Here is a 23,038-nt window from a genome sequence, read left to right as displayed (position 1 = left end):
TACCATCTAAATATCGTTTCACCGCTTGGATTTTTTCTTTTGAAGAAAATTTAGCCATAAAAAATGCACCTCCAATTGTTAGACTGTGTCTAACAATTGGGGTGCACTTCACTGCCTGGAAGGTGGCTGTTTGTCGGCAAGTTGATAGAATGACTAAAAAAGGACAAACTCTCCAATGTGAGAAGTTTGTCCAAAAAGTTTTTCATGTTAACTATTTTTACACTAATACGAATAATAATGAATTAGAATAATGACTTAATACTTGCTAAGACAGTAAGTACACCTACAATAATAACAAATACGTTGCTCATTTTCCCTTTGTATTTAGCTAGTACTGGCACTTTTTGAATCGCATACATCGGTAATAGACATAAGATAGCAGCAACTAAAGGACCGCTTAGAGAATCAATAAGTCCAAGAATACTTGGATTTGTATAAGCAACAAACCAGCATGATAATACAACAAAAGTAAGGATTACTGTCTTAATTGTTTTTTCTTCAATATCTTTTCCACGTGATTTACCAAACTTAATAATCATGTCACGCATTACTTCAAATGCTCCGATATAATGGCCAAGGAAAGACTTTGTAATAGCCACAAAAGCAATAATTGGAGCTGCAATAGTGATTACAGGCGAATTAAGCTCATTAGCAAGATATGAAAGAATTGATAAGTTTTGTTCTTTTGCCATTTTTATATCATCTGGAGTCAAGCTCAATGCGCTACTCCAAACGAAGAACATAACAACAGCGAATGTCATGATATAACAAACCTTTTGTATTTGCGCACATTTAGCATCAGTGGCTTCGATTCCATACGTAGCTCTCTGTTTCACAACAAATGATGAAATCATAGGTGAATGATTAAATGAGAATACGATGATTGGTAGAATCATCAATATCGTCCCAAAATAGCCTGTTCCTGTTGAAGCAGTTGAAACAGCTGAAAAACTAAGCATTGACGTATTCCACTGTGGAATTAAAGATATTGCGATAAAAAGTAGAGAAACTATGAAAGGATACACTAACATACTCATTACCTTTACAGTAATATCTTGACCAAAATTCAGTATAGCGATAAGACCAAGAACTAATACAAGTGATAAAATAGCTCTTGGAGGTTCTGGCATGTGCAATTGATGCACGATAAAACTACTTGCAGTGTTTGTAAGCGCAACCGAATACATTAGCACGATTGTATAAATTGAACCGAAATATACGATGTTAAAAATGATACTCGCTTTATTTCCGAAATACTCTCTAATTGTACCTGTGATCCCCTCATCAGCAGAATTAGAAGCGTATATCATTTTAGCAAGCGCCCTATGTGAGTAGTACATAACTGGATATGCAAGTAATGTAATTAGTAGTAAAGATAATAAACCACCTGAACCTGCATTAATCGGTAAAAAGAGCACCCCTGCTCCAATTGCAGTTCCAAATAGACTCAGTGCCCATGTAGTATCCTGCTTATGCCACTTTTTCGGATCTGCATATTGCTCATTTTTTAGTGCGGTATTTTCAGCTTGAACTTCTATTTTCTTTGCAGTATTCCCGTTCATATAATAACTCCCCCTTGTATCTATTCCTGCATCTCTCTTTGCATCTAACAAATATTCCCTTTCTGGAAAATGAATTCCTTACAAGTTGCCCCACATTGTATGTCCTTCATCATAATGAATCCAAATTGAAACATTCACTAATTAGCGTCCTAATATAATTGTTAGCGTTCACAAAAAAGTTTACTCGTAATATCCGCTCTTTATATAAAGACCCCTTAAGAGAACAATATAGAATAGACTTCATAAATACGTTGCAACATTTCTAATAACAGTGTATTACTTTAATGGTTTCTCTTTTTTACTTTTAACAGTAATTTTAGCTAAACCGGCCTCTCTTAATTTGCGAGGCATTTCTTTCTCAATTCTATACATTACCTTCATAACTTCGGTAGCACTGATGATATTGCTTACACAAGCCACTGAAGCACATTACATACATTTCGCCTCTAATCACACACCTTTCTTACTAAGAATCGCATTTTTTATATTTTCTCCAGAGATAATAAAATTTCTCTCGACGCCCTCATTATAACGTGTATATTTATAAAATTAATATTTTTATATTTTCAGAAATATTAAAGTGGAATAATTTTATACAGATAATATTTTACAGTTAGCATGTAGCCATTGTTTTTATAACTTAAAGCTGAATTAGTTAGTAAAAAAATACAATAATACATTATCTTTCTAGGTGATTTATTATAAAGACACTTATATCCACTTTTATCAAAAAATTTTATTTTAAACATAAAAGATATTGTAATAAATAATTAATGTAGGTAAAAAGAAAAAAACCAAAAATACATAAACCAAATTTCAGGATATATATTATCAATATTGAATTCATATACAATTTAAAAAGCTACACTGAGCAAAAAACAAAAAAGCTGCCCCATATGGACAGCTCATTTACATAATTATCGTTATCAGGAATACACAAACAAATCAATTCAATATCATCTTAATTGTAATTTGTTCGGCTCTTCTTCAGGAATATCTCTATGTTTGTAATGAATCGTTTTTACATCGTTTCCCTTTATGCGAAAAGTAATTGCGTCCTCTCCATAAGGCGGATTGTGTGCACCCTCAAAAGTTTAAATTTTAAAATCCCTCATTAACTAGCTCTTTTATCGAGTTTAATTTTGAAGAAAGCTCGATAAACCATTCTTCATCCCCTGTTAATAATGCAAGATCTATAAGATAAAGGATTTGTTCCTTATTTATTACCTTTGATTCAGGGAGTTTGTTAACGTGTTTACTAAAGAGTAAAATCGCTTCGTTTATTGTGTACTTGCCGTCACGTTTCACAATACTAACTGTAACTATATCCTCCACATCATCAAGTGATACAATATAACCAACTATTAATTCACCTTCATTTGATATTCCACGAACCCAATCTCCTACTTTTAAAACATGATTATTATTTGACATCATACCGTTTCACCTTCTTATAAATATTTTTTGTGACGATAAAAAATATATAAAAACAAATTATACTGTAATATTTTTCATTACATTTAAGCGTTAAGAACTCACGGCTATATAATAATTAAGCCCCCTTAACGCTCTTGATTGATAAGGTCAACAACTTCTTTCATTGTATAATTCTTTAAGTATTCACCTAGATGTTCTTCAGCACCTAAGAAAATAGCGAAAAGAACTTTTCGCATGTTCGAACCTACAACACACTGATTGTTTGATTCCGGACACTTCGGCTGCAAAGCACCTTCAGAGGTTATCTGATAAATATGCCAAAGATTAATTTCATCTAAATCGCGAGCGAAAATAAAACCTCCACCAGTTCCCTCTTTCGATTGTATAAATTTATGTTTTTTTAACAAACTTAGCACTTTACGAATACGTACTGGATGTACACCTGCACTTTCTGAAATAGCATTACTTGTTGACATCCGGTCTGGCTGTAAAGCTAAATAAGTTAAACTGTGAATGGCCAAGGTAAAGTCGCTGTTCATGATTTTCCTCCTACGATTCAAAATATTGTTTTTCATATATTAACATACTGTAGCCATAAATATTACAGATAGGTTAGAACGTTAAAACATATAGAATACTTCTTGCCATAAAAAATTAATTCTCTTATATTCTATCCGGTCCCACCTATATCTGATAACTTCATTTAGCTTTTTAAGTTGAAAATAAAATTAAACACTCCACTGTTTCTTCACTTGTTCTTCTGCCAACTGTTCAATTTTTGTCCAAATCGTATCTTTACTCACAATAACATTTGTTTGATAATTTCTATCATTATAATTAACTGTAACACATACTTCAATCATCTTCTGCTTCCTCCTTTCAAAAAACTTTTTCTAAAAAATACTACTTATTAATTGGCCAATTTTTGCAATTCAATGTTCAAAAACGTTCGAACGCTACGTGGTAAAAATTTACGAATTTCTTCCTCATTAAAACCAATCTGCAATCTTTTCTCGTCCAGCATAATTGGGCGACGTAACATTAGTGGATGCTCAATTATTAATGTATAAAATTCATTGAGCGAGAGCTCCTCAATATTTATATTTAAGTCCTGAAAAGTTTTCGATCTAGTTGAAATAATTTCAGTAGCCCCCTCTTCAGTTAAACGAAGAATTGATTTAAGCTCATCAACTGTCATAGAATTTGATACGATGTTTTTTTCAATATAATCAATTTGATGCTCTTCAAGCCATGCTTTCGCTTTTCGGCATGAGGCACAGCTTGCTGTTGTATATAGAATTACCATATTTAACTCACTCCTTTAATGTTATGAAACGTACATTTTAAACATCGTTTATTGAAATGTATTAAAAAAAATTACAGTTTAGAATCAAATACAAGCAATATTATTTATTCGAGAATATTTAATTTATCTACATTTTACAGACGATAACAACTCACTTCTAAAAACTATACTGTAATTTTAAACTTTACAGTTCTATAAATCAAATGTTAAGTCTTGGATTCATTCTATTAACGTATAATAGGAGCAGTTGAGACAATACTTGCCTCAACCGATTTTTATATCTCTTTATAATTTTTTGCAGTAATGACTGTTTCAAACTCAAAGGTTTCGGGTAGATGATCTGCATAAGAATATTCAAAAGTTCGTCCATCCGTTAAATAAGCTACTTGTTCAACTCGCATTAGGAAATCCTGATTTGTTAAGTTCATAAACTGCTTTTCCCTATCATCTGGGCGAATTCCTTTAACCCTGACAACAGATGTCCCTACTTCAAGACCAAGTTTATTTTGAATATGTGAGTATATCGACTCCTCTAAAACAGAAGCCTCAACACCTGGGATAACAGAAATTGGCATCCATGTATGCTCCATAATCGTCGGAATGCTGTGAATGATGCGGAGGCGAATGATTTTATAGACGAAATCACCGATTGAAACTCCCAATTTCTCAGCAACTACTTCATCAGCCCCAACAATCGCAAACTCGATAATTTTACTTTCTACCTCACTGCCGTATACAGCTTTCGTACCCGTTAAAGTTTGAATCATTCGTGCCTTTTCCTGTTGACGCCAATCTTGCACCACTGTTCCACTTCCACGCCGGCGGATAATGTAGCCATCTCTAACTAATAGATCCAGCGCTTTCTTAATAGTAAGGGCTGAAACACCAAATTCTTCAGCAAGGACGGGGCTACTCGGAATTTTTTCGTTGATTTTATATTCACCGTCTAAAATTTGCTGTTTAATCTTTTGATAAATGCCGAGGTATTTTACTTGTGTTGATCCGCTTGCCATTTCCATACCTCCTTTATACTGCAAACTCTCTTCTATTCATTCAAATGTAAAGCCTCAAGTTTGTAAACTGAAGGTGATGGGGCAGCAAATCCATTTTCTAAGATTTCAATATTCGTTACCACTTCTTCGTCTTTCACAAGTTTTGGTGCACCATTTATAATTGTTTCATACGCGGCATCATAGAAACGACCGTAATCACCAAGTGGCGTTTTAATTTGTTTTTCAATCCAGTCACCATTTGCATTACGATACTTAGCAACTCCATAGTACATCGGTGAATCTTCACCAAACCCTGCACTCTCAGGCATAATCCCCGCTTTCAAATCATTTTCCTGCTGATCTTCACCGTATTTAATAAATGATCCATTTGTTCCATGGACGATAAAGCGTGGATAATCTTTTGCTACGACATGGTTTGTTTTCAGCTTAATCTTCAACTGATTTCCGTAATGTAAACCAACATCGAAATAGTTATCAACCGCACCTTCCATTTCATTATTACGAATATCGTATGTCACCGTATCTGGACGGCCGAATAGTGAAATCATGCGGTCCATCGTATGAATACCTAAACTATAAAATGAACCTTCTTCTTTTGGAGCTTCATGAGTGATTGAACCAGGACGGAAATAATCAATATGTGATTCAATCTCAATAATATCACCAAGGAATCCTTGTTCAACTACTTGCTTCACAGCTAAAAAATCACCATCAAAACGGCGGTTTTGATAAGGCATAACTACTACACCTTTTTCTCGTCCTAAAGCTAATAATTCTTTCGCATGTTCCACTGTATCGCAAAATGGTTTTTCAACGATAACTGATTTTCCAGCAAGTATAACTTTTTTCGCTAATTCGTAATGCGTATGTGCTGGCGTACAGACCGTCACCACTTGAATTTCTTTGTCATTCAACAATTCATCCAAATCAGTAGTGAAGTAAACACCTTTTTCCTCATATGGAGCCGCTAATTTTTCATTTATTTGCCGTACAAAAATCGTTTTTATTTTTATATTATTACGTGTGTTTACATAAGGTAAGTGATAGCGGTTAGCTGACTTTCCAAATCCAATAAAGCCCATTGTTAATGTCATATTTTTCAACTTCCTTGCTCATAAATTTTCGTTTCTATATTTATTATATAATTTAATCATTAAAAGTATATAGTTTTAACTTTATAATTATATATTAAATAAAAAATCCACGATAAAATTCATTCTCACTATAAGTTATGGACCTATAAAGTGAAACTTTAATCAGTGGGGCGGTTTATCCCCTACTGATTATTTACCCGTAAATACCGGGATGAAAAGGAGCGTAATGAACATGGCATATACTACTATATCTATGGAAATTTTTGGATCACCTGAACAAGTATGGCAATTAATCGGAGGTTTCAACTCCCTTCCAGACTGGTTACCTTATATACCTAGTAGTAAATTAACCGAAGGCGGTCGTGTACGTCATCTAGCTAATCCAGAGGGTGAAACAATTATAGAACGCTTAGAAGTATTCAATGATAAGGAACGTTACTACATGTATTCAATCATGAATGCACCGTTCCCGGTCACTAATTATTTATCTACAATCCAAGTTAAAGAAGGTACTGAAAGTAACACATCATTAGTAGAGTGGTCTGGTACGTTCACTCCTGTTGAGGTTAGTGTTGAAGAGGCAATAAATCTGTTTTATGGTATCTACAGCGATGGACTGAAAGCATTGCAGCAAGCATTTCTAGATTAATTCATGTAATTGATTGAGACGAGAAAGTTAATTAACAGTCAAATATTCGATTTTGTGGTTAAATTCATTATGAAAGATAAACAAATACAAATTTCATGCACTCTTGTTAATTACACGAAATAAAAAATACTACCTCCAAATGGAAGGTAGTATTTTTATTAATCCGGAAAAACAATTAATCCCTCTTCTTTTTCCTCCTGTTTTAAATCTTCTTCTGGGAAGTTTACAGTTGAATTTTTATCCCCGGTTCGTTTTGTTTCTTCACCTGGAAATACGAAAGTTGAATTTTCTTTTCCTTCATTTTTTTCTACGTTATCTGGAAATACCATAGGATCATTGGTAGTCAAATCACTATGAAATCCAAGGTTAGACAAAATCGCTTTTAAATCTGGTAAAACCCCTATTTTATCAGATGATGGGTTATTAGACTTTGTGCCTGTATTAGGATTACTTAAAATTGCTCTCAATTCTTTTGGTGTATATGCCTTACCTAAATGTTCTTTAGCAATCCCTTGAATTGATACAGCAGCCCCAGCAATTATAGGCGAAGCGCTAGAAGTACCACGGAAGTTAGAAGTATAACGATTCATTATATTCTGATCTGTAACTTTTTGTCCTTTACTATTTTGATTTTGATATGTATCTAATGTATCAACATACTCTCCCCAACCATATACATCAATTCTACTACCATAGTTAGAGAAACCTAAACGTTTATGAGGAACTCTTGCAGTAGATGCTCCAACTATAATAGCTCCTGAATCTTTAAAGTCTGGACTATTTCGATTTAAAATCTGTTTACCATTACGGTCTTTAAATTCATCTAAATCAATCCCACCATTACCAGCTGCTTCTACAATAATAATGCCTTTATCTGTACCTTTGCGAATTGCGTTAAATATACTCGGGTATACTTCTACTGGTAAAGGGTCATCTCCATATCCATCATATTTAAAGGATTCTTCTATTAATAAAACATCTCCAGCCTGTAAAGAATCTACGGCACTTAAAATAGCATCTCTTACATCGATTCTCCCATTATCTCGAATCACTGAAATTACTTTTGCCTTTGCTTTTGGTGCAATCCCAATGTTCCCAATCCCATTGTCAGCTGCAGAAACAACACCTAGAACTGAAGTACCGTGAGAAAGATCATTACTCATTTTTCCAGACATAAATTCAATATTTTGACCGACTAAATCTTCATGATTTAATAACCAGCCTTCTTCCAAATCTACAAAGGTTGCTCCTTGACCATCTCCTCCTTTAATTCCCCAAGCATAAGGAGCATTAATTCCTAAAGGTGCCTCTTCAAGATATCCCTGTCTCGAAAATCTACGATCATCATAAGGATTCACTGATAATACAGGCAATCTCGAGCTAGGCGTTGTGTTTATACTCTTATTAGAACGAACTTGTATTTTACTAGAATCGTTATTAGCAGCATGTACTGTATTTGTTACAAATGTCGTACCTACTCCAGCAAAAGTTGTAATTGCAAGTGATGATATCAACATACCTTTAAAATTTTTCATCTTTCCACCTCTAGTTTTCTATTAGAATTAACATATTTAATAATGTGTATGAACCGAAATGCTTTTTATCTTATTATAAAAATTAATAGATTTTATAACTTTTTGATTTACATAAAAACTCCTTTCATTCTTGTAATTCAATGTGTATATTTCAAAACAACAAACTCACTGTAACTATTATAGTTACACACTTATTGATTTTCAACTACGAAATATAAATTTTAAAAAATAAATTTATATTACTTTAAAACAGCATTAGCCTTTTACGCACATAAAAAAGCAAAATATCTGTCCAAATTACAGCGATCAATAAGTTTATGGACTGCGAAAGAAATACGAAAAAGCAAAGCACTAAGTGCTTTGCTCCTTATAACATTCCTTTTAACTTTTCACCAATTAACCTCGCTACATACTCATAGCCTTCTGGTCCAAAGTGTAATCCATCTTTTTCATCATTTTCTACAAATCTTTTATAATCCCGTTCTTGAATCATTTCAGCGAATACGTTTAGAAAATAACTTCCTGTTTCCCTCGCCACTTTCTCCACCACGTCTGCATACTGACCCAGCACTCTATTTGTTCTATTACGCTGTCTTTCTTCATCAACTGGTGCAGGACTAATCAGTAGTACTTTATCTGATGAAATATGGTTCACAATCTTCTCTAAGTTTTCTTTATATGCTTGTAATGACACTTGAGAAAAAGAAACTGCATCATTCGTACCAAGAAAAACTGTTACGAAATCTGGTTTATATGATATTACATCTTCTTCAATCCTATGTAACGCATCCAATGTATTATCCCCTGGAACACCTGCATTCACTACTTTCCATTTCGGAAACATCTCTTGCAAACGTGGTGTTAATCTCGGCATTCCATCAAAAAATGTTTCATCAGCTGTAATACTATCTCCAAAACATACTAACGTTTTCATTAAGCTACTCTCCTTTTACGTATGAAACAACTTTCCTTCTATTGCTTTTATATATCTTTCAGCAGAACGTTCAACTGCCCCATTTGCATTTTCTTTTACTACTCGATGAAAAGCGTTGTATAAACGATTAAACTGTAACGGCTTCACTCGGTTCACCATTTCTTCCACTTTTCTCGCTGGTAATGGAATTAAGTTTGGATAGCTGTACATAAAGCTTACCCACTTCTCATCTGCTACGACTTGAATAATATCACCTGTTAACAAAATCCCTTTTCCATCATTACCTTCTTCCCAATGCAATACAGAACCACCACTAAAATGTCCTCCAAGACGATGTACAGTAATCCCATCCGCTAATTGTAAAGACTCACCAGACCAATAAATAATACGACTACTTGGGCGCATCACCCATTCTTTATCATCTTCATGTATATAAATTGGTACATCAAATGTCTCTGCCCATTCTACTTGCGTTGAATAATAATGAGGATGAGACAATGCAATTGCATCTAATCCACCAAGCTCTTTTATTTTCGCAATTGTCGTTTCATCTAAATACGTAATGCAGTCCCATAGTAAACGATATGACTCTGTTTTCACTATAAATGCCGTTTGACCGATCGCAAATCCTGGTTTTGTCGTAATACTATAAAGTCCATTTTCCTCTTTGATTATTTCATTTTTATATGTATCATCTGTTTGCAAATTTTCTAAAGTCGTCCAAGACTGCCCTTTCGGATTCACATACTGCCTTTCTTCATCACAAATATGACAACTCACCGGTTCATCTACACTCGCTGCATACTGCACACCGCACGTTGTACAAACGAAATTTTTCATAATAATTTCCCCTATCCCTATATTTTTATTAAGCTGATTTTTGTTGATAATGATCTACTTTTTTATTTTCAATTAATAAACTTATAAAAGTAAGTAAATAGACAACTGTAACCAATAATGGCATTACAGTAAATCCTTTTTCGCTTCTGCAACATTCATCTCACTATCTCCCCCAAAATATTTGTACTATAAAGTCACCTCAACCTCACCCATCCAATAACGCCAAGCTTCTAAATAATCTTCTAAATCTTTCGGGTGGTGCCGTAAACATGTATCTATACGCAAATATAATCCTATGACTATTTCTTCATATAAATCACGGTCTTTTTTATGAAATACACATTGTTTCATCGCATAATCGATTGTTTCTTTTGTTAAATCTTCCGGGGTTGAACAGAACGCATAAATTAAATCATATATAGGATTTCCTAACAATGGTAAAGGATCAATTACACCATGCAGCTCATTCTCTTTAAATATAAAGTTATGAAATCCAAGATCACCATGTAATAAAAACGGCTGATTTATTCCAGCGTCCCTATTTGCTAACTTAAGAACCGTTCTATACTCTTCTTCACTTATGTAACATCTTACATTTTCATGAGCTTCTATCACATTTGTTGTTAAAAATTCATTCCAAGATTGAACCGGATTTTCTTTCCATCCCCAGCCATCAACCTCTGTAGCTACTTCATACTTATTGATAACTTTCTTTACAAGTTTACAAAGAACACTCCGTTTATGGCCTAGTTTGCAAGAAGTTGTGCCCTCAAGGAATGAGTAAACAATATAGCGATTTAAAGGTTCCTTATATAAAAGCTTTGGAAATAATTCGTCCTTTTTATAAAACTGAAGAAAATAAGCTTCTTCACGTATGACATCCGATTCATTCAACTTTATAACGTTTGTTCATCTAACAAATATATAGTACTTGTCGTTCCCCCGTTTAATGCTTTTACGCTATTTGGATAATGTGAAACAACTTTTTCCTTAACTAGTTGTGCAGTGATTATTGAAATGTCCATTCTCTCACCCTTCAACTCCGAATATTCCCTTAATTCAAAAGACAACTTTACTATTATTTGACAAACATAAGGGAATTCCCCCTAAAAATCTTAATATAACAAAAAATAATTTTATTTCATTGCAACTGCTTCCTTCAATATTCCATTATATAGTTCATTCCATTTATGGTAATGCGATGTGATTTCTTCACTCCAAATGATCTTCATTTAATCTAGTAATTTCTATTGAATTATCTCTTTCTTTTAACTTATGAGCCAAACTTTCTACACCAAACACTTCTGTAAACGTATGACTGCCTACAATTAAATTAATTCCTTTAAATTTCGCATGTTGAACTGTATATAATGTTTTTTCACCGGTTATGTACGTGTCACACCCTTTCTCTAATGCACGCTCAATCAAATTTGTGTTGTTTCCTGCACCGGTTAAAATCGCAATCCGTTTTACTAGTTTATCGTGATTTCTCCAGCTCTTCACTTTCTCTTCCATTTTTTCTTCAAGTTTTCCAACTAAGTTTGAAAAAGGAATCGCTTCTTTATATTCTCCTATTCCCGGTAGTTCTTCTTCCTCATAGGTTGAATATTCCAGTATTGTATCTATCCCAATTTCGTTAAATAACGATGTACACGTGCCAAACTTTACAAAATCTAACGGCAAATGAATCCAAAAATGATTCATTTCATATTGCTTCAATTTCTCAATACAAGCCTCTTCCATACCAAATAAAAAACTCCACGGCGCATGATGTGTAACTATCATATCGACTCCATTTCGATACGCTTCTTCAATAGTTTCTAACGTTAAATTTGTTGTGTAACCGATTTTGTGAAACTCTTCTTTACTTATATAAGTAAAACCATATTCATCATCGCCATATTTATGAAGATGCTCTCCAAATAGTGATGTTATATGTTCTTTAAACTGCTTTATATTCATTTTTATTTCTCCTTTCATTTACTTTTATATTTCATAAATAAGGAAATACTAAATTACAACGTTACATACATATAGGAGGACAATATGAAACCTGAATTTTTAAAAGCTGTACATGATGCAATCGGAAATGTCGAACACATTCATATAGAGGAAAGCGGTGCTGACAGCTTACTTATTCATCATGATGATGCACAGCAGTTACAACAAGTTGCTAAGGCGTTAGAAAATAATAATTTCCGCTCCGCTTTAAGAACAACTGGAGATGCTTCGTACATTGAAGTATTGAACAGATAATGAAAGTCCGGATGTATTCCGGGCTTTCTTTTTTATCGCGCTATTCACCGAGCAGTAAGACCCCCACTGATTAAAGTTTCACTTTATATCGAAATTTCAAACTCTTTTACATACACCGCTGTTCCAGCAATATCTATTTGTAACTTTTCGTTTTCTATCCCTTTCGTTACATAAACAGTTACACGACCATCTTTATTTATTTCCTGTCCTTGCTCAACGATTAAACCCAATTCATGTTCAAAATCTTTCTCTAAATACTCCGCATAATACGCTCCCATTACACCTGAAGCTGTTCCTGTCACTGGATCTTCAATCGTCCCAGCGTAAGCTGATGAAAAATGACGGCCGTGCATTTGTGCTAGTTCATCATAAGTTTCTAGACAAATGGGGTGAATAGAAGCATTAGGTATTTCTTTTAATACTGATGGAAATGCAGCATTATTAGGTGTCATTCTCTCACATGCATTAAGATTTTTAATCGGTACAATTACAGTCCAATTACCAGTACTTCCATATACAATCGGTAAACTTACATCTAAATCATTTACTTCTAAACCGATACTTTGAGCTAATTCTTCTTTTGAACCTGTAAATTCTTTAAACTGAGGTGCTGCCTGCCTCATTTTAATAAAGGTTTCTCCATTTTCATTTACACCTATTTGTATCGGTAAAATCCCAGCCTTCGTTTCAATCGTAAGGTTACTTTTCTCTTCTAATAAACCTTTTTCGCGCAAGGCAAATATCGTCCCTACTGTCCCATGACCACATAAATCCATTTCAAAACCAGGTGTAAAATAGCGCATTCTTATATCTCCTACTTCTGAGAAAAGAACAAAAGTTGTTTCGTTATATCCAACTTTTTCAGCAATAATTTGCATTTCCTCTTCCATTAACCCATCTGCTTCTAATACAATACCTGCTGGATTTCCCTTATTTGGTTTATTCGTAAATGCGTCGTAATGAAATACGTTTATAGTCTTCATTTTCTTTTCTCCTAACCTTCTTTAAAGATTTTATAATAAAGCTCTATCTTCGTTTTCAACGAACAATTATTTCTCCAAAATATCCTCTGCATCTTTTCATTTGAAGTATGTGTGCTTCCAATGTAATAAGTAGCCCCCATTTCCTTTAACATATGCAACGATTGAAGATGCATATGGGAAGCAATTCCTTTCCCGCGATAATAAGGCATTACCCCAAAATAAAATAATCGTCCTTCACTTTCTGTTCCAGTTTCTATATGCGGTATGGACATACCAATCGGCTCATTTTTATCATAAAAAACAATACATGACTTTTCCCAGCCCGTACCTAACTCTGTTTGCACTGAATAAAAATGCTCATCGATAGTTAAAATTGAAGTTTGATTCCCTGAACCCGACATACATTGTTCCCAAATATATTTAAATTCTTTTTCCGCTAACGTTCCTTCTGCTATTGATCGATATGTATATTGTCTTTCAGGTCCTTCTACATTGTTCAATTCTCTACATACTTCTATCTTTGCGGCATACAAAGAAAAACCGGCATCAAGTAACACTCTCACACTTGATTTATAACTACTAAACCTTTTGTTTAATACAATACTCGCTCTTTTTAACTCCCAATTAAAACAAACTTCTTCAAATCTACTTATCTTTTCTTTATAAGTTTGTACATCATAAAGAACATTCTCTTCTATCTCTTCAATCGTTACTGCATTTGGTAAGCCATTTAATACTTTTTTAGAAGGGCCAAATAGATTCTGAATGATTGCAAGATCGTATATCACCACTTCAATTCCCCCACACCAGGCTTAATAAACTTTCCTGAAATATCCTCATTTGAATCTATTACCCAATCATATATATTTTTTGCTCCTTCAGCCGGATTCATATTCGCATCAAAGGCACCAATATCAGTTTTTAATTTTCCTGGGTGAATGGCAGTTACACGAATTCCTTTATTCTCAAACTCTTGTTGTAAGCAGAGTGTTAACATATTTTGTGCAGCTTTAGCAATTCGATATGAATATGAGAACTGGCCTTGCGGAAACTTTTTGTTCGCCATTTTATGTAATGATCCTAATCGAGAGGACACATTTATTATTCTCGGATGATTCGATTTAGCCAACGCCACATATGTACCTTTTACAGCCCGAATTACACCTAAGCAATGAATATTAAATAAGTTCGTTAACTCTTCTGAATTTGTATGTAAAATCTCAGTCTCCTTCCCAGTAATGCCAGCGTTATTTATAACTAGATCAACATACTCTGTATATTCCTCAAGCTGCTTCTTAATTTGCTCCGTACTCTCATCAGCCGATAAGTCTGCCATTATAGGAAAACATCTACCACTAAATATTTGCTTCAATTGCGTTACCGCAACCTCAGTTCTAATTAATGGATAAACGATATGCCCATTTTCATAAGATACTTTTACTAACTGTAATCCTAACCCGCGGCTGCCACCTGTAATAAACACTCTCATATATTCATCTCCTTATTTTTATAATAAATAAGAAAATCCATCCACTTACCATTCTCTAATGAAAACGCCTCTCTCTTGCATTCAAATGAAAAGCCTGCTCTTTCCGCAAGACGCACTGATGGCTCATTATCAACACATATATGTAATTCGATTCTATGAAAATCAAGGCTACTAAAAAATAACGGTAACGCAGCTTTCACACTTTCAACACCATATCCATTTCTCCAATATTGATTATGTATCGAGTATCCCATCATCACCCATTGATAGTCCATACGTAAAATTTTTATTAGCTCTAGCTTTCCAATTTAGCTCCGTCTTCTTTACGAAAAATGCCTAATACATACATCTCATCTCTATGTGCTGCTTCATCAAAACCTCTTACCCATTCCGTGAACCATGCTTTTGTTGATGATGCCAGAACTTGATAGCAATCGTCATATTTATACTGCGATGGCAGTCTCTTGTTAAATCCATCTAACCAACTTTCATAATCACCTTTTTGAAATGGACGAATAATGAGTCTATCCGTCTCTACTTCTAATAACGGTAGCTTCATTTAATTTCATCCCTCGAATTATTAATCGAATATTCTTTATCATCTTACACAAAATACAAAATCTAGTAAATTATTATGTTTTTGATACATAAAAACCCAGTCATGCTTTATACATAACTGGGTTCTCCATCGTTTCATAATTTTCTATTTCACAAGAACTGCATCTCGTAATTCCCTCTTCAACACTTTTCCTAAAGCGTTTTTCGGCAACTCATCTATGAATACTACTTCTGGTATTTTATAACTTGCTAATTTCTCTTTGCAATACTGAAGAATACTTTCTTCTGTTAATGTTGTTTCGCTATCCTTCACAAGATAAGCTCTTGGAACCTCTCCCCAAAAGTCATCTGGAACTCCAACTACTGCAACTTCTAAAACACCATGTATTTCATGAATAACATCTTCTACCTGATCTGGATATACGTTGTCACCACCGCGTATAATAACGTCTTTATATCTTCCCATAATATGCAGGAATCCATCATCATCTATCATGCCAGCATCACCCATGTTAAACCAGTTATCTTTTACTACCTTCTTTGTCGCCTTTTCATTATTCCAATATCCTTTAAACATGTATGGACTTTTCACATGAATCTCTCCAACTTCATTTGTTGTTAGTTCATGTCCTGTTTCCGGATGAACAATTTTCACCTCTACATTTTTCAAGGTCTTTCCTACAGAAGACATCTTTTCTTTTCCCATCATTGGATGCCATGAGGTTACAACCCAACCTTCTGTACTACCATAGCCTTGCACCATATATATGCCTTTTTCCATATATTTTTGAATGAGTGTTTCTGGCACTTTTGTACCACCGCTTTGTGCTACTTTAAAGGTTGAAATGTTACGTTCTTTTTTATGTAGTTCATCAAGCATGTAGCTATAAACGGCTGGGAAAGCAAGCATCGTAGTAATTTTCTCTTCTTCAATCTTATCCCAAATAAGAGCAGGATTCGAATCAGCTAAGAAGATCATCGTAACGCCATGATAAATACAATTTAAAATAGAAAGCACGCCACTCATATGAAACAATGGATGCACAGATAAAAAGCGTTCACCTGCTGGGATTTCTCTTTGTCCCGCAATTTCAGCAAAATAATGATGTAAGTTTTTATGTCCAATTACACATGCTTTCGCCTGTCCAGTCGTTCCTGATGTAAACAAGTAAATGGCATCGTCTTCTTCATGAACTTCTACGTTCGGTTCTGTCGTTGGCTGTTTTTGCAACTCTAATTCAAATGAACCAAAGCCTTCTTTTGTCGTTTGAATTACATAAGGAATTTCTTTAACAGCATCAACCTTTAATAACACTTCACTAAATTCTTCATCAATAACTAACACTTTTAATTTCGCTTCTTTTACAATCGTTTCTAATTCATAAACAGTCAGCTGATGATTTAGCGGAATAAATACCGCTCCAATTTTTAAACTTGCCATCATAACGCTTGGAAATGGGTGATTATTTTTGCATAGTATTCCTATACGATCTCCTCTTTGCACACCATTATGTAACAAATAATGTGCAAACTGATTTACTCGTTCATTATATTGCTGAAACGAATATCTTTTCTTCCCCCCTACAAGCGCTTCCAAACTTGGTGATTGCATTGCTCTCTTTTGTAATAATTGTCGCATCGTTCTCAAGTAAAACTCCCCTTTATATATGTTAGGTTTTTTATTTTACCAGATTAACTATTAATTTACTAAAGATTACACTTAGTGAATATAAGAAGAATATAAAATAGCCATTTACTTTACAAGTAAATGGCTATTTCCCATTATATATTAGAATACTTCTTGTTCATCACATATTGCACATACTCAGGTGCACTTTTATCAATCTCTTCATCACTTAGTTTATATTCTGCACCATATAAATAAAAGGAAGGTATAAATTCCATACCTGTGTATAAGCATGTAGCTTGGAATGGTTTCGTCAACTCATCCATTGTAATTCCACTATTTTCATAGTCTTTTTCTAATCCACCTATAGAAATAGCTACACCAAATTCTTTCCCCTTCACTTTATCTCCTTTAGATCCGTACGCAAATCCATATGTTAATACATCATCGAACCATTTTTTTAATAATGGTGGTGAGCTGTACCAGTAAAGCGGAAATTGAAATATATATCTGTCATGTTCTACTAATAACTTTTGCTCTTCTTCAATATTAAACTCCCAATTCGGTGCCACTTTATACAATTCATGCACCGTAATTTCATCCGAATATTTCTCAAGTTCTTCAATCCATCTTTTATTAATTTTTGATTTTTCAATATCAGGATGTGCTACAATTACAAGTGTTTTCATCTTTTTTCATCCCCTTTATAAATTATTCAACCCTTTACGTATTAGTATGAATGAGTCACATATAATTGAAAAGTACGTACTTTAAAGTGCTATAGGAACCTTAAAGTACCTGTGGAGGTGTTATATGAATCAAAATGATGACTGCCCAATTGCAACTACACTCGATGTAATCGGTGGAAAATGGAAAGTTCATATTTTATGTGTCTTAATAGATGGAAAAATGCGAACAAATGAAATCCGACGAGAAATTCCAAACATTACGCAAAAAGTTCTTACACAACAACTTCGGCAACTTGAAGCTGATGGTATTATCCATCGTACTGCATATCAAGAAGTTCCACCAAAGGTTGAGTACACACTAAGTGAATACGGAAAATCTTTAATGCAAATTATGGATGAATTATGTGAATGGGGGAAAGATCATCAAATGAAAAGATTACATGACTAAAAAAACATTACCGTCTTTATTAAATATTCTACATTCATATTAGTAGTTCAATATTTCTACTGAAATTTTATATTAGAGGGACTCCAACAACTCGTAATTTAGAACCCCAAATCTTTCAGAAGTAAAAAACAATAACATTCATCTATATCTTTATAACAAAAGTATCCTATACTTTTCACCTTATATTTTACTCGGACATTTTTTATTAATTGAACCGCATCCTAGTTGTTAGACATATAGTCAACAATTTGAGATGTGGTTTTATTAGTCGAATAACAGTTCTCATCAACTTTAATAATCATGACTGCACACAAAATACTTTGCAAAGAATTCCTGTACAAGCTGATTTTTCACATAGACTTACCAAATAGCATTTTTATAAAAAACTTCTCACATTTGAATTGTACAAGCATATTTTATTATATGGGGACTCCCTACTCATAGAAAACTACCTTTCTACTCTAAGAGCGCGCATATTTGTGTGCTCTTAAATTATTTACAATAAAATAAAGAGTTTATTAATTTTCTTAATTCACTATCAGAAAAGTACCCATAATAATATCTTTATATTTATCTATTATTTTTTATAAAACTATATTATTTTGGAGTTGGTTAATACGTTACAAAAAACTGACCGTGTAATCATTATGGTCCCTCCATTTTCACAAGTGTTTGTTACATTTTACTCATCATCAGGAGAACTTCTTTCATCACAAATCTTATCTAATACCTCTCCACATCCTGTATCAATGTATGCACTTAATGAAATGGAAAGCGAATTATTTGAAGTCGAGTTAAAACCACTACTACCTCATTAAAACTACGAATAGCGGAAAGACCTTTACAACTCCCACATGGAACTATAGCAGTAGCATTTTTAGTAAAAATAGCACAAGCATAAGAAGCTACAGCCTTTAATGCAAACGCCATTACATATCAATGCTACCCAATGGCTACTGCTGCAGACACGCTATATAGCTTTAACTACAACTATGTAGACTTCTCCTAGGAACTTCATTTTAGTTTCCAAGGAAACTAAAATGAAGTATAATTATATATGTACAATAGATAGCATTTATAAATCTATTTACAATTTTTCACATTAGCTCTTAAACAATTAAATAAATGGAGGGCATGATATGGACAATTATTATGATGTAGCGGTAGTTGGTGGTGGTCCAGTTGGGCTTATGGCAGCATGTGAATTAGCTATTCAAGGCGTAAAAGTTGTTGTTTTAGAGAGAAGATTAGACCGGGTACGAAATTCTAGAGCACTCACACTACACCCCCGCTCCTTAGAATTGATGGCTATGAGAGGTATTGCAGATCGATTTTTAGCTAGAGGCAAGAAATTAAATACAAGTCATTTTGCTGCCTTAGATACAAGATTAAACTTTAAAAATTTAAATACTGATTTTCCGTATACACTTTTTATTCCCCAATCTATTACAGAAGAAATATTAGAAGAACGTGCATTAGAATTAGGTGTAGTCATTAAACGTGGGCATACTCTGAAAGACTTAAAACAATATGAAACATTCGTACAACTAGAAATAGAACAAAGAGAAACAATATATAAAATAGAAGTTCCATATGTAATAGGAGCTGATGGAGCAAGAAGTAAAGTTCGTGAATTATCAAATATACCGTTTAATGGAACAAACACAACAACTACTGCTATATTAGGTGATGTTATTTTAGAAAATATACCAGATACTCCATTTTTATCTACTTCTAATATAAATGGGATATTAATGATGGTACCTATTACACCTGATGTATTTCGTTTTGCAATTGTTGATCCTAAGAATCAGACAATACCCGTTCATGTTGCTGTTACAGAAAAAGAGTTTATAGATAGTATTTATAGTATTACAGGTGAACATCTTCAAATTAAGAGCACAATATGGCTTTCTCGTTTTGGCAATGCAACCAAACTAGCAAATACTTATCAACATAAGCGTGTATTCTTAGCAGGGGATGCAGCACATATTCATTTCCCTGCTGGAGGACAAGGTTTGAATGTAGGTCTACAAGATGCTTTTAATATAGGCTGGAAATTTGGGCTCGCAATAAAACAAAAAAAATATGAAAGTCTATTAGAAAGTTATCATATTGAAAGACATGCTGTGGGAAAACAATTTTTCAAGGAAGTACAAGCGCAAGAACAATTAATGATAAACTTTTCAAACGCAGGAATGGAATTAAGGGATTTATTTTCGCACTTACTTACATATCCCGAGATAAATCACGATTTATCTGAAAGAGTAAGTGGGTTAGGGGTAATGTATTCATCGATGCACGATACAGAAAGACATCCATTGATAGGAAAAAGATGTACAAATCTCACTATTTCTTCTCTAAATAAGAAAAGTTATAAACTCTTTGAATTAATGAAAGATGGTAACTTTATTTTATTAATACACCCTTCTTATATAGATAAGATAAATAAAATGAATATTGATTCGCACATAAAGGTAGTTGTAGGAGAAATACAAGATTCTGAGTTAAAAAATATAGATACCATTTTGATTCGACCAGATGGTCACATTGCCGACATTGAGTATACCAAGATAGATAACTGGGAATATTCCTGAAAAACGATTATCAACCGTATTAGTGATACAATATAAATTCACTTTTATAAAACGAAAAGAATCCTATTTATTTAGGATTCTTTTCGTTTTGCCCATCTCACTATTTATAAAAACATGTCCACAAGGGAAAAATATTAAACTTACAGTTAACTATAAAATTCCGCTCTGATGTACTACAAAAAACTCCCACCTACATACTCTCATAATCAAAAATATTTTTCTCTATTTCATATAAAGTATGATAAGCATCCATAAAGATAAAGCACAAAGGATAGCAAGCACTATACGAGTAGATAGTACCCTTACTTCGAAATCGGTTTTCTTGGATGGTTCAGGATATGCAATTACATAAATCCCTTTTAATAGTGCGAGCCATGCAATAAGTGTAATGAGTCCCTGCCAATTAAGTGTCCAAACATTATGTAGGATAACAGTACCTAACCCAAGGAAAATTGATAGAAAGCCATATATAATTCCAAATCCTCTGTCTTCTACCACTAATTTTTCTTCTCTAATTTTAATTTATTAACAATGTAAGATACCAATGTATTCAATGGAGTAATAATAGTCTTAGATGTTTTATACTCAACTTGCTTAGATGCATCAACCATAGATAATTGAGCAACAGAGATAAATTTCTTTTCATCTTTAATGATTTGATTTAAGAACTTTGTAACTTCTTGGTTGTATTCTTTTTTTAATCCTTTCATTATCAATTCAAAAACACTATTTATGACAACAACCTCTAAATCTAAAGATTTTTGAAGGCTATTAGCATGATGTTTAAGACGTTCTACTGTGCCTTCAACAGTTGCAGGATTTGTAAAAACAATTGTCTGAGGTTGCTGTATATTGCATATGTAATCAAAGAAAGGTTCATCAATTTTAATAATTGGCACTGATATTAAGTCTTGGTCTTCATGTAAAATTGCAATATAATTTGTACAAGTAATAAGGATAGCATCAACATTACATTGAGCAATCCATTCTATTTGCTCTTTAACTTTAAATTGAGCATCTGATTCTTGAAATTTTTCATTGGATGTAACCTGATACATTAATGCCGGGTCAACAAAATGGATTAATTCAATGTTAAATGAGGTAAGTGCCTTTTCTATATATTCTATATTTGAATAATGGGCATGTAAGCATCCTAACCTTTTTCTCAAATCCATTCCACCTTTATTATATTTTCGCTTATTCTATCAGTATGCGAATCCACGTGTCTACTGAAATTGAGACCTTTTCTTACATTCTATAAAATACACCTTTAACTGAACAATTTATTTTCACTAAATAGTTCCTTAATTGATTTTTTTAATAAATAAGGTAACAAGTAATTTTGCAAAATCTAGGATGCAGAGGATTTAAGTTATATTTTTTTGCATATTGAGCATGTTGATCTTTCCACTTAGGAATTAAGCCTGTGTGGACTTACTTTGACTCCAGACCTATTGCTAGTTTGTCAAACGTTTAAGGTAATCAAAATTTATAAAGATAGCGTATAAATTGAAACCAAAACATTCTTCCTTTTATTACAGATATTAAAAAATATGGTATAAAAATTCCGTTTTATACCATATTTTCAAACAATTATTTTATTTATTAAGGAACTTTACTTCAGATCTTCACTTGTGTAAAAACCTTAAAAATTCTCTCCATAGAATTGCTTTCCTATCCTCTTCTTAATTTTGACGTCTAGAAATCAGCATTTAAACTAAACATGCTAATATTGATTTTGTGCGATTGTCAGTTACCTCATAATAAATTTCTAATCCTTTCCGAGTACCTGTAACCATTTTAGCAGCTTTTAGTTTAGATAAATGTTGACTAATTGTACTTTGAGGCATTTCCAAATCCCCATACATTGTTGTTACATTAGTAGGACCTTTTGCAAGCATTATTTTTACTAAAGATAGACGAACTGGATGCGCCAATACCTTTAACACCTCAGCGATTTCTTGAAACATTTCTTTTTTTTCTTTCATCTTATTTCTCCCCTTTTATATACATATTTATGT

23 protein-coding genes and 5 pseudogenes are annotated in these 23,038 nt (G+C 33.3%); 5 read left to right on the top strand and 23 right to left on the bottom strand.

The features are described from left to right. Nucleotides 1-251: hypothetical protein (locus MR143_RS12825; protein WP_242280790.1), on the top strand; the 251-nt coding region annotated here is incomplete at its 5' end. Here the strand turns inward: MR143_RS12825 and MR143_RS12820 are convergent. The 8 genes and pseudogenes from MR143_RS12820 to MR143_RS12785 all read right to left on the bottom strand — a co-directional run bounded on the left by MR143_RS12820 (nucleotide 243) and on the right by MR143_RS12785 (nucleotide 6,412). Beyond that, nucleotides 243-1,562, bottom strand: a complete 1,320-nt coding sequence (locus tag MR143_RS12820) for an aromatic amino acid transport family protein (protein ID WP_001014169.1) — start codon at nucleotides 1,560-1,562, stop codon at nucleotides 243-245. The genes MR143_RS12825 and MR143_RS12820 overlap by 9 nt on opposite strands. 956 nt (nucleotides 1,563-2,518) lie before the next feature. Continuing rightward, nucleotides 2,519-2,656, bottom strand: a pseudogene (locus MR143_RS12815) (DUF3888 domain-containing protein); the annotation flags it as partial. Nucleotides 2,657-2,663: 7 nt separating this feature from the next. After that, the gene (locus MR143_RS12810; RefSeq protein ID WP_000987461.1) at nucleotides 2,664-2,999 is read right to left on the bottom strand and encodes an IDEAL domain-containing protein; all 336 of its coding nucleotides are present in this window, start codon (nucleotides 2,997-2,999) and stop codon (nucleotides 2,664-2,666) included. Nucleotides 3,000-3,124: 125 nt separating this feature from the next. Further along, complete coding sequence (saiR, locus tag MR143_RS12805; protein WP_001083465.1) at nucleotides 3,125-3,538, bottom strand: Rrf2-family transcriptional regulator SaiR; 414 nt, start codon at nucleotides 3,536-3,538, stop codon at nucleotides 3,125-3,127. A gap of 189 nt (nucleotides 3,539-3,727) precedes the next feature. After that, on the bottom strand, nucleotides 3,728-3,862 hold the full coding sequence (locus MR143_RS12800) for a BA3454 family stress response protein (RefSeq protein ID WP_000573530.1): 135 nt from the start codon (nucleotides 3,860-3,862) through the stop codon (nucleotides 3,728-3,730). A gap of 47 nt (nucleotides 3,863-3,909) precedes the next feature. Further along, entirely contained in the window at nucleotides 3,910-4,305 is a 396-nt protein-coding gene (gene spxA, locus MR143_RS12795; RefSeq protein WP_000236190.1) for a transcriptional regulator SpxA, read from the bottom strand. 275 nt (nucleotides 4,306-4,580) lie between these two features. Then, nucleotides 4,581-5,318: a GntR family transcriptional regulator gene (locus tag MR143_RS12790; RefSeq protein ID WP_000146278.1), complete on the bottom strand. Its 738-nt coding sequence runs from the start codon at nucleotides 5,316-5,318 to the stop codon at nucleotides 4,581-4,583. Between the two features lie 32 nt (nucleotides 5,319-5,350). Beyond that, nucleotides 5,351-6,412, bottom strand: a complete 1,062-nt coding sequence (locus MR143_RS12785; protein ID WP_000176634.1) for an oxidoreductase — start codon at nucleotides 6,410-6,412, stop codon at nucleotides 5,351-5,353. A gap of 232 nt (nucleotides 6,413-6,644) precedes the next feature. Between MR143_RS12785 and MR143_RS12780 the strand changes: the two genes are divergently transcribed. Further along, nucleotides 6,645-7,061, top strand: a complete 417-nt coding sequence (locus tag MR143_RS12780; protein ID WP_089148905.1) for an SRPBCC family protein — start codon at nucleotides 6,645-6,647, stop codon at nucleotides 7,059-7,061. A 158-nt stretch (nucleotides 7,062-7,219) separates the two neighbouring features. On the opposite strand, the gene MR143_RS12775 is transcribed toward MR143_RS12780, so the two are convergent. The 6 genes and pseudogenes from MR143_RS12775 to MR143_RS12755 all read right to left on the bottom strand — a co-directional run bounded on the left by MR143_RS12775 (nucleotide 7,220) and on the right by MR143_RS12755 (nucleotide 12,332). Then, nucleotides 7,220-8,596: a S8 family peptidase gene (locus tag MR143_RS12775; protein WP_046945742.1), complete on the bottom strand. Its 1,377-nt coding sequence runs from the start codon at nucleotides 8,594-8,596 to the stop codon at nucleotides 7,220-7,222. A gap of 367 nt (nucleotides 8,597-8,963) precedes the next feature. Further along, complete coding sequence (locus MR143_RS12770; RefSeq protein ID WP_046945741.1) at nucleotides 8,964-9,530, bottom strand: SGNH/GDSL hydrolase family protein; 567 nt, start codon at nucleotides 9,528-9,530, stop codon at nucleotides 8,964-8,966. Between the two features lie 15 nt (nucleotides 9,531-9,545). Further along, on the bottom strand, nucleotides 9,546-10,370 hold the full coding sequence (locus MR143_RS12765; protein WP_000788155.1) for an MBL fold metallo-hydrolase: 825 nt from the start codon (nucleotides 10,368-10,370) through the stop codon (nucleotides 9,546-9,548). Nucleotides 10,371-10,398: 28 nt separating this feature from the next. Beyond that, nucleotides 10,399-10,515, bottom strand: a pseudogene (locus tag MR143_RS33700) (DUF7010 family protein); the annotation flags it as partial. 41 nt (nucleotides 10,516-10,556) lie between these two features. Continuing rightward, nucleotides 10,557-11,395 (bottom strand): annotated as a pseudogene (locus MR143_RS12760) (aminoglycoside phosphotransferase family protein). A gap of 187 nt (nucleotides 11,396-11,582) precedes the next feature. After that, nucleotides 11,583-12,332, bottom strand: coding sequence for a Nif3-like dinuclear metal center hexameric protein (locus MR143_RS12755; protein ID WP_001022436.1), 750 nt, complete (start codon nucleotides 12,330-12,332; stop codon nucleotides 11,583-11,585). 84 nt (nucleotides 12,333-12,416) lie between these two features. Between MR143_RS12755 and MR143_RS12750 the strand changes: the two genes are divergently transcribed. After that, nucleotides 12,417-12,626 carry a hypothetical protein gene (locus MR143_RS12750; protein WP_000801650.1) on the top strand — a complete coding sequence of 70 codons (210 nt, stop codon included), beginning with the start codon at nucleotides 12,417-12,419 and terminating at the stop codon, nucleotides 12,624-12,626. 83 nt (nucleotides 12,627-12,709) lie between these two features. Here MR143_RS12750 and MR143_RS12745 read toward each other — a convergent pair whose 3' ends face one another. The 6 genes and pseudogenes from MR143_RS12745 to MR143_RS12720 form a co-directional block, all read right to left on the bottom strand. After that, nucleotides 12,710-13,609 (bottom strand): PhzF family phenazine biosynthesis isomerase, encoded by a 900-nt coding sequence (locus MR143_RS12745; protein WP_199717909.1) that lies wholly within the window; start codon nucleotides 13,607-13,609, stop codon nucleotides 12,710-12,712. 11 nt (nucleotides 13,610-13,620) lie between these two features. After that, on the bottom strand, nucleotides 13,621-14,397 hold the full coding sequence (locus tag MR143_RS12740; RefSeq protein WP_002164109.1) for a GNAT family N-acetyltransferase: 777 nt from the start codon (nucleotides 14,395-14,397) through the stop codon (nucleotides 13,621-13,623). After that, the gene (locus MR143_RS12735; protein WP_199717908.1) at nucleotides 14,394-15,098 is read right to left on the bottom strand and encodes an SDR family NAD(P)-dependent oxidoreductase; all 705 of its coding nucleotides are present in this window, start codon (nucleotides 15,096-15,098) and stop codon (nucleotides 14,394-14,396) included. The genes MR143_RS12740 and MR143_RS12735 overlap by 4 nt, the downstream gene beginning before the upstream one ends. After that, nucleotides 15,095-15,657, bottom strand: a pseudogene (locus tag MR143_RS12730) (GNAT family N-acetyltransferase). The gene MR143_RS12735 and the pseudogene MR143_RS12730 overlap by 4 nt, the downstream one beginning before the upstream one ends. A gap of 144 nt (nucleotides 15,658-15,801) precedes the next feature. Next, nucleotides 15,802-17,295, bottom strand: coding sequence for a class I adenylate-forming enzyme family protein (locus MR143_RS12725; protein ID WP_003302073.1), 1,494 nt, complete (start codon nucleotides 17,293-17,295; stop codon nucleotides 15,802-15,804). A 143-nt stretch (nucleotides 17,296-17,438) separates the two neighbouring features. Next, nucleotides 17,439-17,972: an NAD(P)H-dependent oxidoreductase gene (locus MR143_RS12720; RefSeq protein WP_000855231.1), complete on the bottom strand. Its 534-nt coding sequence runs from the start codon at nucleotides 17,970-17,972 to the stop codon at nucleotides 17,439-17,441. Between the two features lie 124 nt (nucleotides 17,973-18,096). Here MR143_RS12720 and MR143_RS12715 point away from each other — a divergent pair, with 124 nt between their 5' ends. Both MR143_RS12715 and MR143_RS12710 read left to right on the top strand, forming a co-directional pair. Continuing rightward, a complete protein-coding gene (locus MR143_RS12715) occupies nucleotides 18,097-18,420 on the top strand; it encodes a winged helix-turn-helix transcriptional regulator (RefSeq protein ID WP_001072961.1) in 324 nt (107 codons plus the stop codon). A 1,139-nt stretch (nucleotides 18,421-19,559) separates the two neighbouring features. After that, nucleotides 19,560-21,017 carry an FAD-dependent oxidoreductase gene (locus MR143_RS12710; RefSeq protein WP_199717907.1) on the top strand — a complete coding sequence of 486 codons (1,458 nt, stop codon included), beginning with the start codon at nucleotides 19,560-19,562 and terminating at the stop codon, nucleotides 21,015-21,017. 222 nt (nucleotides 21,018-21,239) lie between these two features. Here MR143_RS12710 and MR143_RS12705 read toward each other — a convergent pair. The 3 genes and pseudogenes from MR143_RS12705 to MR143_RS12695 form a co-directional block, all read right to left on the bottom strand. Continuing rightward, a pseudogene (locus MR143_RS12705) lies at nucleotides 21,240-21,524 on the bottom strand (hypothetical protein); the annotation flags it as partial. After that, nucleotides 21,515-22,192: a hypothetical protein gene (locus MR143_RS12700; RefSeq protein WP_199717906.1), complete on the bottom strand. Its 678-nt coding sequence runs from the start codon at nucleotides 22,190-22,192 to the stop codon at nucleotides 21,515-21,517. The gene MR143_RS12700 and the pseudogene MR143_RS12705, both read right to left, overlap by 10 nt. A gap of 537 nt (nucleotides 22,193-22,729) precedes the next feature. Then, the gene (locus MR143_RS12695; RefSeq protein ID WP_000660065.1) at nucleotides 22,730-23,005 is read right to left on the bottom strand and encodes an ArsR/SmtB family transcription factor; all 276 of its coding nucleotides are present in this window, start codon (nucleotides 23,003-23,005) and stop codon (nucleotides 22,730-22,732) included. Nucleotides 23,006-23,038 lie beyond the last annotated feature (33 nt).

This window comes from Bacillus cereus group sp. BfR-BA-01347, from assembly GCF_022663835.1.
In the GTDB taxonomy this organism is placed as follows: Bacteria; Bacillota; Bacilli; order Bacillales; family Bacillaceae_G; genus Bacillus_A; species Bacillus_A thuringiensis_K.
Note: the sequence above shows the minus strand (reverse complement) of the source record. Positions and strands in the feature narration are given on the sequence as shown.

What these genes read in the sequence shown, in the direction of transcription:
- spxA (WP_000236190.1), bottom strand. Translation starts at nt 4,305, where the DNA reads ATGGTAATTCTATATACAACAGCAAGCTGTGCCTCATGCCGAAAAGCG.
- MR143_RS12790 (WP_000146278.1), bottom strand. Translation starts at nt 5,318, where the DNA reads ATGGCAAGCGGATCAACACAAGTAAAATACCTCGGCATTTATCAAAAG.
- MR143_RS12785 (WP_000176634.1), bottom strand. Translation starts at nt 6,412, where the DNA reads ATGACATTAACAATGGGCTTTATTGGATTTGGAAAGTCAGCTAACCGC.
- MR143_RS12770 (WP_046945741.1), bottom strand. Translation starts at nt 9,530, where the DNA reads ATGAAAACGTTAGTATGTTTTGGAGATAGTATTACAGCTGATGAAACA.
- MR143_RS12735 (WP_199717908.1), bottom strand. Translation starts at nt 15,098, where the DNA reads ATGAGAGTGTTTATTACAGGTGGCAGCCGCGGGTTAGGATTACAGTTA.
- MR143_RS12725 (WP_003302073.1), bottom strand. Translation starts at nt 17,295, where the DNA reads ATGCGACAATTATTACAAAAGAGAGCAATGCAATCACCAAGTTTGGAA.
- MR143_RS12715 (WP_001072961.1), top strand. Translation starts at nt 18,097, where the DNA reads ATGAATCAAAATGATGACTGCCCAATTGCAACTACACTCGATGTAATC.
- MR143_RS12765 (WP_000788155.1), bottom strand. Translation starts at nt 10,370, where the DNA reads ATGAAAAATTTCGTTTGTACAACGTGCGGTGTGCAGTATGCAGCGAGT.
- MR143_RS12695 (WP_000660065.1), bottom strand. Translation starts at nt 23,005, where the DNA reads ATGAAAGAAAAAAAAGAAATGTTTCAAGAAATCGCTGAGGTGTTAAAG.
- MR143_RS12800 (WP_000573530.1), bottom strand. Translation starts at nt 3,862, where the DNA reads ATGATTGAAGTATGTGTTACAGTTAATTATAATGATAGAAATTATCAA.
- MR143_RS12810 (WP_000987461.1), bottom strand. Translation starts at nt 2,999, where the DNA reads ATGATGTCAAATAATAATCATGTTTTAAAAGTAGGAGATTGGGTTCGT.
- MR143_RS12775 (WP_046945742.1), bottom strand. Translation starts at nt 8,596, where the DNA reads ATGAAAAATTTTAAAGGTATGTTGATATCATCACTTGCAATTACAACT.
- MR143_RS12700 (WP_199717906.1), bottom strand. Translation starts at nt 22,192, where the DNA reads ATGGATTTGAGAAAAAGGTTAGGATGCTTACATGCCCATTATTCAAAT.
- MR143_RS12710 (WP_199717907.1), top strand. Translation starts at nt 19,560, where the DNA reads ATGGACAATTATTATGATGTAGCGGTAGTTGGTGGTGGTCCAGTTGGG.
- saiR (WP_001083465.1), bottom strand. Translation starts at nt 3,538, where the DNA reads ATGAACAGCGACTTTACCTTGGCCATTCACAGTTTAACTTATTTAGCT.
- MR143_RS12820 (WP_001014169.1), bottom strand. Translation starts at nt 1,562, where the DNA reads ATGAACGGGAATACTGCAAAGAAAATAGAAGTTCAAGCTGAAAATACC.
- MR143_RS12755 (WP_001022436.1), bottom strand. Translation starts at nt 12,332, where the DNA reads ATGAATATAAAGCAGTTTAAAGAACATATAACATCACTATTTGGAGAG.
- MR143_RS12780 (WP_089148905.1), top strand. Translation starts at nt 6,645, where the DNA reads ATGGCATATACTACTATATCTATGGAAATTTTTGGATCACCTGAACAA.
- MR143_RS12720 (WP_000855231.1), bottom strand. Translation starts at nt 17,972, where the DNA reads ATGAAAACACTTGTAATTGTAGCACATCCTGATATTGAAAAATCAAAA.
- MR143_RS12750 (WP_000801650.1), top strand. Translation starts at nt 12,417, where the DNA reads ATGAAACCTGAATTTTTAAAAGCTGTACATGATGCAATCGGAAATGTC.
- MR143_RS12745 (WP_199717909.1), bottom strand. Translation starts at nt 13,609, where the DNA reads ATGAAGACTATAAACGTATTTCATTACGACGCATTTACGAATAAACCA.